The organism is Bacteroidales bacterium (assembly GCA_013141385.1).
Taxonomy (GTDB): Bacteria; Bacteroidota; Bacteroidia; order Bacteroidales; family Tenuifilaceae; genus UBA8529.
The window spans coordinates 37,781-51,245 of record JABFRB010000043.1; the positions used below are offsets into that span (position 1 = coordinate 37,781).

The window sequence follows — 13,465 nt, forward strand, 5'->3', positions numbered from 1 at the left end:
CTCTTCAGACCCATAAACCCAAATTAAAAGTCCAAGTCCGATATTCCAATCCCCTTTACGAAATTATAAATAATTGTTAAACAACCAAATAAAAAAGGGTTGGAAAATTCCAACCCTTTTTAGTTATAGAGATTAGTGATACTACAAATCCATAAGGAATTCGTACATCTCCGAGGCGTTTTTGTTTTCGGGATCGAGTTCCATGGCTCTTTTGAAATGAACTTTGGCTTTTTCGTAGTTGAAGTTTTTCATGTAGGTGCGGCCTAAGTGGTACAGCGCGGAGATATGCTGATCACAGGTGGAGCAGCTGCTCAAAAGCTTCTCGAAATGATCAATTGCTTCATCGTATTTTCCTGCCGATTTTAGGGCAACGCCCATGTAGTAGTTAGCCATTTGCGTTTCGGGGCAGTATTCGAGTAGCTTCCTATACGATTCAATGCTCTGCTCCTCCTTCCCTAGGTGGTAATAGCATAATCCTAGCCAGAGGTAGGTCATTGGTAGGTATTTACCCGAATCGATGATTTTATTAAATACTTCAGTTGCTTCGATAAAAAGGGTGGATCTGTACAGAACAACTCCCATCCTATACAAAACATATGGACTGTTAGGTTTAATATCGAGCACTCTTTTATAGCAGCTGATTGATTTAACCATCTCGCCAAGTATGTAGTAAATATTGGCTAACTCCATCAAAAGATGGATGCTATCGGGATGCTCTTTCAGGTTTGCCTCAAATTGTTCTGCTGATTCTTTTAAATTACCCTCGAGTAATAAATCGTATGCTTTTTCAAGTCGTTTATCTAAATATTGGTTCATAGTTTTTGTATATTAGATTAAGTTAATTCCTGACGGTTTACAATTGGAACATAATCCTGTTTTCCGAAAACGCTCTTAAATGCAGGGCGTATAATTCGCTTTCCAGAGAATGTTAACTCTTCGATACGGTGTGTACACCATCCAGAAATTCTCGCCATTGCGAAAAGAGGCGTGAATAGCTCCTTGGGTATATCGATACAGGAATAAACAAAGCCAGAGTAAAAATCAACATTTATACATACAACTTTAGTTGATTGTTCGCCCTTGAATATTCTAAATACCTCTGGTGTAATACTATCGACCAGTTCATAGAGTTGGAATTCGTCCAACCTGTTTTTCTCAATTGCCAGCTCCCTTGCTTTCTCTCTTAGGAGTGCAGCACGAGGATCGGAGATTGTGTAAACCGCATGGCCTATGCCATAAATCTTCCCAGTTTTATCGAATGCTTGTTTGTTCAATATCTTCAAAAGGTACTGCTCAACCTCTTTTGTGTCTTTCCAATTGGTTACATTCAATTTTATATTATCCATCATGTCCAAAACCTTCAGGTTGGCACCACCGTGTAAAGGCCCTTTTAATGATGCAATTGCCGATGTAACTGCTGAGTATATATCCGTTTCGCTTGAGCTGGTCACCCTCATTGTAAAGGTTGAGTTATTCCCCCCACCGTGCTCTGCATGAAGAACAAGTGCTAGATCGAGCAAATCCGCTTCAAGTTTGGTATACCTTGAGCATTCCCCTTTTACCATATATAGGAAGTTTTCGGCAACGGTAAGATCTTCGCGTGGATATCGGATAGATAGTGTTTTCCCTTGGTAAGCATGGCTAAACGCTTGATATGAGTAGGCAATAATTGATGGAAATTTTGCAATGATATTCAGGGTTTGCGTAATCATGTTGGGGAGAGAGATATTATCTGCCTCGTCATCGAGAATGTAAAGTCCTAGAACAGAACGGGCTAACATGTTAAGCACATCCTTCCCTTTCATCGAGAGTATCATATCCTTAATAAACGAATCAGGAAGCGCTCTTAGGTGAGCCATGTGAGCGGAAAACTTTTTGAGTTCCTCCTTGGTTGGGAGTTTTCCTGTTAGGAGCAGAAATACCGTTTCGTCGAATCCATGGCGATCCTCTTTCTGAAATCCTTGGGTTATATCCTCAATATTAATTCCTCTATAAAGCAACCTTCCAGGGATAGCCACAACCTTATCATCCTCCTTCTTGTACCCTACAACATCTCCAATATTGGTTAATCCGGCTAATACACCTGTACCATCTCTATTCCTAAGGCCTCTTTTAACGTCAAACTTCTCGAAAAGTTCTGGATCAATTTTGCATGATTGTTTAATTGAATCGCTTAGCTGAGATAAAAACTTTGTGTCTTCCATAGTACAAGGGTTTGAATGTTATGATTTGATGTGAGATATAATAGCGTCTGCAAATTCAGAGGTTTTAAGCAGGGTGGCATTATCCATTAATCGGTGAAAATCGTAGGTAACTTTTTTGCTTAGGATTGCTTGCTCAAGTCCGCTATAAATTTTCTGAGCAACTTCGTTCCATCCAAGGTATTCGAACATCAATGCACCTGAAAGGACTACTGATCCTGGGTTTACTTTATCCTGATCGGCATATTTTGGGGCAGTTCCATGGGTTGCCTCAAATATTGCATGACCCGTTTCGAAATTGATATTTGCACCGGGGGCAATGCCAATACCGCCAACTATGGCTGCAAGGGCATCGGAAATGTAATCGCCATTGAGATTCAGAGTGGCAATAACCGAGTACTCTGCGGGTCGGGTAAGGATTTGCTGTAGGAAGGCATCAGCAATTACATCTTTTATAATCACTTTGCCCGAAGTTTCGGCTTGTTTTAATGCATCATTTGCGGCTGATTCGCCTTTTACTTCGGCAATTCTCTTATGCTGATTCCAGGTAAATACCTGATTGCCAAATTCCTTTTCGGCAAGGGCATAACCCCATTTCATGAAAGCTCCTTCGGTATATTTCATGATATTCCCTTTGTGAACAAGGGTTACAGAAGGTAGTTTTTTGCTGATAGCGAATTTTATTGCCTGCCTAACTAATCTCTCAGTTCCCTCAAGCGATACTGGTTTTATCCCAATTGATGCGGTTAAGGGAAATCTAATCGATTTTACCTTCATCTCATCAAGTAGAAATTTCTTTATTTTCTCGGCTTCGGGTGTGCCGTGCATGTACTCAATTCCAGCGTATATATCTTCTGTATTCTCCCTGAAAATATGCATGTTTACAAACTCAGGATGCTTTACAGGGCTAGGAACTCCTGCAAAATACCGAACGGGCCTGTAGCAGGTATACAAATCTAATTCCTGACGCAGGGCAACATTCAACGAGCGCATTCCACCACCAATGGGTGTTGTTAATGGTCCTTTGATACCAACCAAGTATTCCTTGAAATCGGATAAAGTCTCCTCTGGCAACCAACTTCCAGTTTTATTGAAAGCTTTTTCACCAGCAAGAACTTCTCTCCACATTATCTTCTTTTTCCCTTTGTACACATTTTCAACGGCAGTATCGAATATTCGTACGGATGCTTTCCAAATATCAGGTCCTGTTCCATCCCCCTCAATGAAAGGAATTATTGGGAAATCGGGTACAGTTAAATTACCATTGTTTACTTTTATTTTTTCTGCTTGCATAGGGTTAGGATATTTTGTTTTTTTATTGCTTTTTGCTTGTGTTATATTGAGGTAAAAGGGGCTATAACAGAGTGGTGTCGTGGTTTCCCCTCCTTTTTTAAGGAGGGGGTAGGGGTGGTTTGATATTAGTTTTTATAGTTAACATACTCGTTCACAACTTATTTTCACTTGCCTCTCTTATCAAATTCAAAGCACTTCCTGCCTTAAACCACTCAATTTGCGATTCATTATAGGTATGGTTTGCAAGGATTATCTCCTGCTTTCCATCTGAGTGGTTTAAAACAATTTTGAGCTGATTTCCTTCCGAGAAATTGGCTAAGCCAGTAATATCGAGCCTATCGCCTTCCTGAAATTTGTTGTAATCATCCTTATTTGAGAATGTGAGTGCAAGAACGCCCTGCTTTTTCAGGTTTGTTTCGTGGATACGGGCAAACGATTTCACTAGCACCGCTTTAACATTTAAAAATCGGGGCTCCATTGCAGCGTGCTCTCTCGACGATCCTTCTCCAAAATTCTCCTCGCCCACTACAATAGAACCTAAGCCCGATTCTTTATAATACCTTGCAACCTGAGGCACTGCCTCGTATTTCCCCGATATCTGATTTAAAATGCAATTTGTTTGATCGTTAAATGAATTTACTGCACCAATCATGTAGTTATTCGAAATATTATCGAGATGTCCTCTGTATTTTAGCCAAATACCTGCCATTGATATATGATCGGTGGTGCATTTCCCCTTGGCCTTAATTAGCAATGGCAAACCTATATAGTCCTTCCCATCCCATCTCTGAAATGGTTCGAGAGCCTGTAAACGCTCGGAATTTGGATCGATTTTTATTGATATATTACTTTTATCCTTTGCAGGATTTTGGAATCCGCTGTTGATATTTCCGAAACCTTGAGGGGGAAGATCAAACCCTTTGGGTTCACTTAGTTTTACCTGTTCTCCTTCGGCGTTGATTAGGGTATCGGTTAGTGGGTTGAATGTTAAATCTCCAGCAATTGCAAGAGCAGTAACTATTTCGGGCGATGCAACAAATGCATTGGTGTTAGGGTTTCCATCGGTTCGTTTTGCAAAATTCCTGTTGAATGAGTGTATTACAGTGTTTACCTGTTTTTTGTCAGCACCTTCCCGATCCCATTGCCCAATACAAGGTCCACAGGCGTTAGCGAATAGTTTTCCGCCTATTCTTTCAAATGTGTTAATAAAACCATCGCGAACTGCGATAGATCGAATTTGTTCGGAACCTGGGGTGATTGTAAACCCTGCCTTTGTCATTAATTTTTTTGTTATGGCATCCCGTGCTATTGATGCTGCACGTGAAAGATCTTCGTATGATGAGTTGGTACACGATCCAATAAGTCCATACTCAATTTTTGTAGGCCAACCGTTCTTCTCAGCAGCCTCTTTCATCTTGGATATTGGGGTTGCCAAATCGGGTGTGAATGGGCCATTTATGTATGGCTCCAGCTCCGAAAGGTTAATTTCTATAAGTTGATCATAGTATTTTTCAGGATCAGCATAAACCTCTGGGTCGGCAATTAAATGTTGTTTGATATTCCCTGCCAAATCCGCAACCTCTTTACGACCAGTTGATACTAGGTATTTCGACATTGCCTCGTCATACCCAAATATTGAGCAGGTTGCGCCAACCTCGGCACCCATGTTGCATATTGTGGCTTTGCCAGTGCATGAAAGCGATTCAGCACCCTCACCGAAGTATTCAATAATACATCCAGTTCCCCCTTTAACCGTTAGGATTCCGGCCACTTTTAGTATGATATCTTTAGCGGTAGCCCATCCATTCAATCGCCCGGTTAGCTTAACTCCTATAAGGTTAGGGAATTTTAGTTCCCATCCCATACCCGACATTACATCAACGGCATCGGCTCCGCCAACACCAATTGCTATCATGCCCAATCCGCCTGCATTCACGGTGTGCGAATCGGTACCAATCATCATTCCGCCAGGGAATGCGTAGTTTTCCAGAACAATCTGGTGAATTATACCTGCTCCTGGTTTCCAAAAGCCAATATCGTACTTATCGCAAATTGTGCTAAGAAAATCGTAAACCTCTTTATTGGTAATGTTTGCTGTGTTTAAATCGGCCGCAGAACCTTCCTTTGCCATAATTAGGTGGTCGCAATGAACGGATGTTGGTACTGCACTTTGATCCTTTCCTGCCATTATAAATTGGAGTAATGCCATTTGAGCTGTTGCATCCTGCATGGCAACCCTATCGGGAGCAAATTCCACATAATCAACTCCTCGCTTTAATGGATGATAGCTATTTTTTGTGAATAAATGGCTATACAGAATCTTCTCGCTCAAAGTTAAAGGTCTACCAAGATCTTTCTTAACTTTTGAGATTATGAGGGGTAGTCCATCATAAAATGATTTTATCATCTGGAGGTCGAATATCATAAAATGATTATTTTTATTTTATTGATGAAAAATGTTTTATCAAGGCATCACTGAAAAACCTTGTATGTGTTATGAAACATTAAGGAAGGCGTTTTGTTTACTTTTCAACAAGAAAAAGCTGCTCGTTTTTTAGCTAAAAATCCTTTTCTGGAAAATATCATCCCCGAAGGTGCATTTTTATCACCAAAGGGAATGATATATCATCCTAAACCAAGCCTACAATACAAGATCTTTTTCGAATTGCTCCTTGTCAAACTTGTATTTATTTCCAAGAAATTCCATCAATTTTAAGGTATCCTCAAATGCATTTCCTAAACAGGTTGATGCCCCGGGCGAAGGGGTAATATTGAAGATGATATTTTCTCCAACTATCTTGGCCTCACCCATTTCAAGTTTTTTGGTGGTATTATTTATAATCTGAGGTCTTGTTCCTCCAATACCTTTTGCAAACTTTATTTCATCAAGTTTGATATTAGGAACAATCTTTTTAATCTCTTTTAAGAACGCACGTTTACCAATTGACGGTAAATCGTAAATAACGTTTTTAATAAGATAATTGAATATCACCTTATCAAATGTGATATTCAAAATGCTAATTATAGGTTTAATGCCAATGCCAAATGTTTTCCAATATTCGAAAAAGGTTGAGTTATTATACCTTTCAAGCAATAGAATTGGTTTTGCGGTAGGTCCAAACCTTGTAACATTCTCATCGTGTACTTCGGGATCGCCATGAATGGCGGCAAAAGGAAGTTTTGCAACCTGCATGGTATAAACCTTTCCGTTGAGTACCTTGGGCCCTGTGTAAAAACTTCCCGACATGGAGAGTATTGAGAAATTTTTACCATAACCAAGCGATTTTGCAATCTTTAAACTATGGCTACCAGCGGCAATTACAACGGCATTTGCCTCAAACTCGCCTTTATTGGTAAACAACTTGAAAGAATTGCCCTGCTTAACAATTTTTAAAACTTTTGTATTAAGATGAAATGATATATCTGGGTTTAGCTCTTTAGCATGGTCAACAAAGCAATGGCTTAACCTTCCAAAATCAACGGTATAACCATCTTCAGTGACTAAAGCTAAAAGTTCCTGACTTGGATCTCGTCCCTCTAAAACCCTTGGTTCAATTCTACCAATCTCCTCCTTACCAATCATCCTGAGATTAGGAAAAAGCTGGCTGAATGTTTTATACCGTTCTCCTAATGTTTCAACCTGTTCCTTCCCAACTGCCAGAACCATCTTAGGAACCTTGATAAAGTAATTACACTTACAATCCCGAAATTTTTCATTTTCCAGATATTTCATCACCATATCAGCCATACGCTTAACCTTTTTGGCTTTTTCGAAGGTGTAATTGGTTTCAATATCACCAAAATGAAGGGTTTGGCTATTCATAGTAGAAGCAGAATTTACCAAACCAAAATCTGAATACTTTTCAATTAGGCCAATGTTTTTTACATCAGTGTATTTGCTTAAAGTGTAAAGAAGGGCTGTTCCACTTACTCCGCCCCCAACGATTAAAACATCATGTTTCATATTTGATTAGAATAAACAAGGTTAATATTCAAATTTTTATTTAATTAACTTAAAACCATTTATTGTGCTTTCCCATCATATTATCTTCACAATTAATATTTCTCTAAACAGAAAGACATTTCTTTATTTCTACTATTTATCAATTGTCTTCTTTAAATCATTCAAGGGGTCTTGAAGGCTTCTTGAATGATTTTACTTCTTTTTAATCATTGCCTTTTCGTATGCCTTCATGTCTTTATCGATTAACTCATTAGTATTTTCAATTAAAGAAGTTTTGAAGGGTTCGGCTAATGACTTAGCGGGAAAGTTTTGTACAAAACATGCATAATCATCGCATTTTTGAGTATTAATAGGCTCTGTGTGCTTATATGATAACATTATTTGATCATACATTTCTATTTTCCCATCTTTAAGGTAATAAATGGTAAGGTATGATTGAATCGCCTTAGAGTTCTGTTTACCTGTGGGAGTCATATCAACAACATACTCACCCCATGTAGAGACAAAATTTTTTAAAGGTTTACCTAATGCAACCCAATCAGGTTCTTTTTTTAGGGATACTGATGTTCTTACTGGAACTTTAGAGAAATCACCAGCAACAAAAGCAGTGGTATTAAAGTCTTTATTTAGAAGTTCAAGTAACCCATTAACCGCATTAGTATATTCTATAGGTAATGGGGTGGTTTCACTAAAACTCTCACAATTCGTACTAGGTAAATTACTACCAACTTGAGGTATGGTATTTGGGTTATGGCCAATATTGTCATATTTGAAATAAACTTTAACTTCTTTCGCCAACTCTATCCTTTCCTTCAAGGTTTGTCCGAACACATAAAACACTGTGCTCGATAAAACTATCAGGGCAAATGCAAACTTTATAAACTTTTCCACAGTCAAACAGGTTTAAAAAATTCTCAAAACAGTTAATAATTATGCGCAGAATTCAATTTATAAATACACCCTTTTGGTTAGGCAATTTCGCATTAAATGATCCATTATGCTATTTTATTAATATGACATTTATCATAAACAGGAATGATTGATCATGCAATTCAAGCCTTTTCTTATCGCCATTCTGTTAGATTCTTAAATATTAACTTGCTTTCAACATTTCTAATCTAAAACAAAAAAGACAGTTAGCTACATTACTTAATTTATTAAACATAAATATTTTGGCTTTGTTTAAACATCAAGAATTTATTTTTCCGCCCATCAATTTTATTCAGAAAATCTTATGAAGATTAAACAATTTCAAATAATATTGTAATTTATTTACCATATTAAATAAAATACAATGAACCTAGAATTTACAGAAGAACAAAAAATGATTCAACAGTCTGCTAGAGACTATACTCAGAGAGAACTCCTAAAAGATATTCTTGAAAGAGATGAAAAATGCATTTTTCCTGCGGAGCATATTAAAAAACTGGCTGAACTAGGATTTTTAGGCATGCTAGTTAGTACAAAATACGGTGGCAGCGGGATGGATACCATTTCATACGTATTGGCAATAGAGGAGATTTCTAAAGTTGATGCTTCCGTTGGGGTTATCATTTCCGTTAATAATTCATTAGTTGCTTATGAATTAGAGGAGTTTGGTACAGAGGAGCAAAAACAAAAATATTTAGTACCTCTAGCTACAGGAGAAAAACTAGGTGCTTTTCTTTTATCGGAACCAGAAGCTGGTTCTGATGCAACTTCCCAGCACACAAAGGCCATTGATATGGGAGATCATTACCTCATGAATGGTACTAAAAACTGGATTACAAACGGTGGTTCAGCTGACACTTACATTGTTATTGCACAAACCGATGCATCAAAAGGGCATAAAGGAATCAACGCATTTATTGTTGATAGGAACTCAAAAGGGATAACCATTGGGCCACACGAGAATAAAATGGGCATGCGTAGTTCCGATACCCATTCAGTAATGTTTAATGATGTTATTGTTCCAAAGGAAAATAGGCTGGGTGAAGACGGTTGGGGTTTTAAAATAGCCATGAAAACCTTAGAGGGTGGTAGGATTGGAATAGCGGCACAAGCACTAGGTTTGGCTTCTGGAGCCTTAGAACTTGCAGTTAAATATGCAAAAGAGCGAAAAACTTTTGGGACTGAAATAATCAACCACCAAGGCATTGCCTTTAAGCTAGCCGATATGGCTACTGAAATTGAAGCGGCTAGGTTTTTATGCCTAAAAGCAGCTTGGCTTAAGGATAATAACAAACCCTATGGTACTGAAAGCGCAATGGCTAAACTATTTGCTGCTGAAACAGCAATGAAAGTAACTACAGAGGCTGTTCAGATACATGGTGGGTATGGGTATGTAAAAGAATATCACGTTGAAAGGTTAATGAGGGATGCCAAGCTAACCCAGATATATGAGGGAACTTCTGAGATTCAGAAAATTATTATTGCACGAGCTTTATCTGGAAAATAAAGTTTAATAACTCACCGCAAAATTTCAAAATTCAAATTGATGGATTCCTGCATGCGTAGGAATGACAATAAAGATTATTTTTGTAGCTATTTTTAACATTGATTTTAATTAACGCTTTTTATGACTACCACCGATCCTTATAAGCCAAAAAATCAAATTCGGATTATTACTGCAACCTCTCTCTTCGATGGGCACGATGCTACAATCAATATCATCCGAAGAATTATACAATCAACAGGTGGCGAGGTAATTCATCTCGGACACAACCAATCTGTTGACGATATTGTTAACTGTGCAATTCAAGAAGATGCTCAGGCAATAGCAATAACATCTTACCAAGGGGGACACATGGAGTTCTTTAAATACATGTATGATCTCCTCAAGCAGAATGGCTGCGGACATATAAAAATTTTTGGTGGTGGCGGTGGAGTAATCCTTTCCGATGAAAAGGAGGAGTTACTAAAATATGGGATTGCTGGTTTATACTCGCCCGATGATGGCCGAACCATGGGCCTACAGGGGATGATAAATGATCTTTTACAAAAATCAGATTTTCCCTTAGGTGAAAAAAAGATCGATCTGAAAAAGGTTAGCAAAAAGGATCACTACGAAATTGCTTCGTTAATATCAAAAGTTGAGAATTTCCCTGAACTTGCAAAAGAGTTCCAACCCCTATTAGACGAACAATCCAAGAAATCAAAAACTCCCATTATAGGAATAACAGGAACAGGTGGTGCTGGCAAGTCTTCGCTGGTTGATGAACTCGTACGCCGATTTTTTGATTTATATCCCAATTTAGCCATTGGAATTGTATCTGTTGATCCATCGAAACGGAAAAGTGGCGGTGCGCTTCTCGGCGATAGAATTAGGATGAACGCTATTAACCATCCAAATATCTACATGCGCTCCCTTGCTACCCGGCAGGCTAATTTAGCACTATCAACACATGTTCATGATACAGTAAATATTCTGAAATATGCTGGCTATGATTTAATAATTCTCGAATCATCGGGCATTGGGCAGTCAGATACCGAGATTGTTGATCACAGTGATATTTACTGCTACGTGATGACACCTGAGTATGGTGCTCCTTCTCAGCTTGAGAAAATTGCTATGCTCGATTATGCCGATATTATCGCTCTAAATAAATTCGATAAACAGGGTGCTTTGGATGCCATCCGCGATATTAAGAAACAGTATCAGCGAAATTGCAAACTATTCGATATAGATACTGAAAATATGCCTGTTTACGGCACTATTGCATCCCAGTACAATAACGAAGGCTTGAATATCTTTTTTGAGAAACTAAAAGATATTATCACCAAAAAAACTGGTTTTACTTTTCCCATAACCCATCATACTCTTAGGCTAAATAATCATACCGAACACATAATACCAAGCAGTAGGGTCAGATACCTAGCGGAGATTGCTCAAACAGCCCGTGATTATAACCAAAAGGTTGAAGAGCAGGCAGAATTGGCTAATAGATTGCAAGCATTAACCCAATCTCTGAAGGAATTCAAAGATTATCCAGATGCACAAATCCTTATTAGACAAATAAACGAAAAGATATCCTCGATTAAGGATGAGATTAGCAAAGAGAACATATCAACTATTGAGAACTGGGAGCAAAAGAAGAAACGATACAGAGATGAATACTATGAGTACGAGGTAAGGGGTAAAAAGATAAGGGTTGAAACCCACGTCAAAACCCTTTCAAACTCAATAATTCCTAAAATTGCCATGCCCTCATATACATCTTGGGGCGATATCCTTAAATGGACTTTAAGAGAAAATGTTCCCGGAGAATACCCTTACGCAGCAGGTGTATTCCCATTTAAGCGGGAAAACGAGGATCCAACCCGAATGTTTGCCGGAGAGGGTGGCCCCGAAAGAACCAATAAGCGATTCCACTACCTCTCTGCTGGACAAAAAGCAAAGCGGCTCTCAACCGCCTTTGACTCGGTTACCCTGTACGGTGCCGATCCAGATATTCGTCCCGATATCTTTGGAAAAGTTGGTAATTCAGGGGTTTCAATTGCATGTTTAGATGATGCAAAAAAACTCTATTCTGGTTTTGATTTGCTAGATATTTCCACATCTGTATCGATGACCATTAACGGCCCTGCACCAATTATGGTTGGGTATTTTTTGAATGCCGCTATCGATCAGCGGTGTGAGAAATATATTAAAGCGAATGGTCTTGAGAGTGAGGTAAATGCTAAAATCGACAAGATTTTCAAACAAAGAGGAATAAAAAAACCTGAATATCAGGGTCAATTACCCGATTCAAATAATGGTTTAGGTTTAATGTTACTGGGTGTTACAGGCGATCAGGTTCTACCAAAAGATATATACGATAAACTTAAAACCGAAACTCTTCAAACCGTAAGAGGTACAATACAAGCGGATATCTTAAAGGAGGATCAGGCGCAGAATACCTGCATCTTCTCTACCGATTTTGCCCTAAAAATGATGGGGGATATTCAGGAATATTTTATCAAGCATTGTGTTAAGAACTACTATTCTGTTTCGATATCCGGCTATCATATTGCCGAAGCGGGCGCAAATCCAATTTCCCAACTTGCGTTTACGCTTGCAAATGGGTTTACCTACGTTGAGTACTACCTATCAAGAGGAATGCATATTGATGATTTTGCACCAAACCTCTCATTCTTTTTCTCGAATGGAATAGATCCTGAATACTCCGTAATTGGTCGTGTTGCTAGGATTATCTGGGCAAAAGCCATGAAACATAAGTATAAAGCAAATTCTAATTCTCAGAAACTTAAATATCATATTCAAACATCGGGAAGATCTTTACACTCACAGGAAATTGAGTTTAATGATATCCGAACAACCCTTCAAGCCTTATCAGCAATTTACGACAACTGTAATTCGTTACACACAAATGCCTACGACGAGGCTATTACAACTCCAACCGAAGAATCTGTTCGTAGAGCAATGGCAATACAGATGATTATTAACCACGAGTATGGTTTGGCGAAAAATCAGAACTCGCTCCAGGGCTCATTTATAATCGAAGAGTTAACTAATCTTGTGGAGGAGGCAGTACTTCAAGAGTTTGAAAGGATTACAGAAAGAGGAGGTGTTCTTGGGGCAATGGAAACCATGTACCAACGTGGTAAAATTCAAAGCGAATCCTTGTACTATGAGACAATGAAACATAGCGGAGAATTGCCAATTATGGGCGTAAATACATTTTTATCGTCAACGGGCTCTCCAACTATTGTTCCTAAGGAGGTAATTAGAGCCACCCAGCAGGAGAAAGACTATCAGGTAAGTATGGTTAAATCAATCCATAAAGCCAATAGGGATATTTCAACTGGTCTTCTTTCCGACCTAAAGAATGCTGTACTTGAAAACAAAAATACATTTGATTATCTACTTGAGGCTGCTAAGTATTGTAGTATTGGGCAGATAACCCAAACACTTTACGAGGTAGGTGGGCAGTATAGAAGGAATATGTAGCAAAGCAAACATTACATTAAAACAAGAACGATTCAACCTGTAACAAGTAAATTGATCAAAAGATCAAAATTGTTTATT

General features: G+C 38.5%; 8 protein-coding genes. 2 read left to right on the plus strand and 6 right to left on the minus strand.

From position 1 onward, the window contains the following. Positions 1-141: 141 nt before the first annotated feature. From HOO91_19880 to HOO91_19905, 6 genes are all read right to left on the minus strand, one after another. Positions 142-816 (minus strand): tetratricopeptide repeat protein, encoded by a 675-nt coding sequence (locus tag HOO91_19880; GenBank protein NOU19823.1) that lies wholly within the window; start codon positions 814-816, stop codon positions 142-144. 17 nt (positions 817-833) lie between these two features. After that, a complete protein-coding gene (locus HOO91_19885; protein NOU19824.1) occupies positions 834-2,204 on the minus strand; it encodes a citrate synthase in 1,371 nt (456 codons plus the stop codon). 18 nt (positions 2,205-2,222) lie between these two features. Continuing rightward, positions 2,223-3,494, minus strand: a complete 1,272-nt coding sequence (gene icd, locus HOO91_19890; protein NOU19825.1) for an NADP-dependent isocitrate dehydrogenase — start codon at positions 3,492-3,494, stop codon at positions 2,223-2,225. Between the two features lie 151 nt (positions 3,495-3,645). After that, positions 3,646-5,919: an aconitate hydratase gene (locus HOO91_19895; GenBank protein NOU19826.1), complete on the minus strand. Its 2,274-nt coding sequence runs from the start codon at positions 5,917-5,919 to the stop codon at positions 3,646-3,648. 216 nt (positions 5,920-6,135) lie between these two features. Beyond that, entirely contained in the window at positions 6,136-7,458 is a 1,323-nt protein-coding gene (locus HOO91_19900) for an FAD-dependent oxidoreductase (protein ID NOU19827.1), read from the minus strand. A gap of 192 nt (positions 7,459-7,650) precedes the next feature. Next, the gene (locus HOO91_19905; GenBank protein ID NOU19828.1) at positions 7,651-8,349 is read right to left on the minus strand and encodes a hypothetical protein; all 699 of its coding nucleotides are present in this window, start codon (positions 8,347-8,349) and stop codon (positions 7,651-7,653) included. A 403-nt stretch (positions 8,350-8,752) separates the two neighbouring features. Here HOO91_19905 and HOO91_19910 point away from each other — a divergent pair, with 403 nt between their 5' ends. After that, positions 8,753-9,895, plus strand: a complete 1,143-nt coding sequence (locus tag HOO91_19910; protein NOU19829.1) for an acyl-CoA dehydrogenase — start codon at positions 8,753-8,755, stop codon at positions 9,893-9,895. 120 nt (positions 9,896-10,015) lie between these two features. Further along, the gene (locus HOO91_19915) at positions 10,016-13,387 is read left to right on the plus strand and encodes a methylmalonyl-CoA mutase family protein (GenBank protein ID NOU19830.1); all 3,372 of its coding nucleotides are present in this window, start codon (positions 10,016-10,018) and stop codon (positions 13,385-13,387) included. Positions 13,388-13,465 lie beyond the last annotated feature (78 nt).

Coding starts and splice junctions, on each gene's coding strand:
- HOO91_19880 (NOU19823.1), bottom strand. CDS start 816: ATGAACCAATATTTAGATAAACGACTTGAAAAAGCATACGATTTATTA.
- HOO91_19885 (NOU19824.1), bottom strand. CDS start 2,204: ATGGAAGACACAAAGTTTTTATCTCAGCTAAGCGATTCAATTAAACAA.
- icd (NOU19825.1), bottom strand. CDS start 3,494: ATGCAAGCAGAAAAAATAAAAGTAAACAATGGTAATTTAACTGTACCC.
- HOO91_19895 (NOU19826.1), bottom strand. CDS start 5,919: ATGATATTCGACCTCCAGATGATAAAATCATTTTATGATGGACTACCC.
- HOO91_19900 (NOU19827.1), bottom strand. CDS start 7,458: ATGAAACATGATGTTTTAATCGTTGGGGGCGGAGTAAGTGGAACAGCC.
- HOO91_19910 (NOU19829.1), top strand. CDS start 8,753: ATGAACCTAGAATTTACAGAAGAACAAAAAATGATTCAACAGTCTGCT.
- HOO91_19915 (NOU19830.1), top strand. CDS start 10,016: ATGACTACCACCGATCCTTATAAGCCAAAAAATCAAATTCGGATTATT.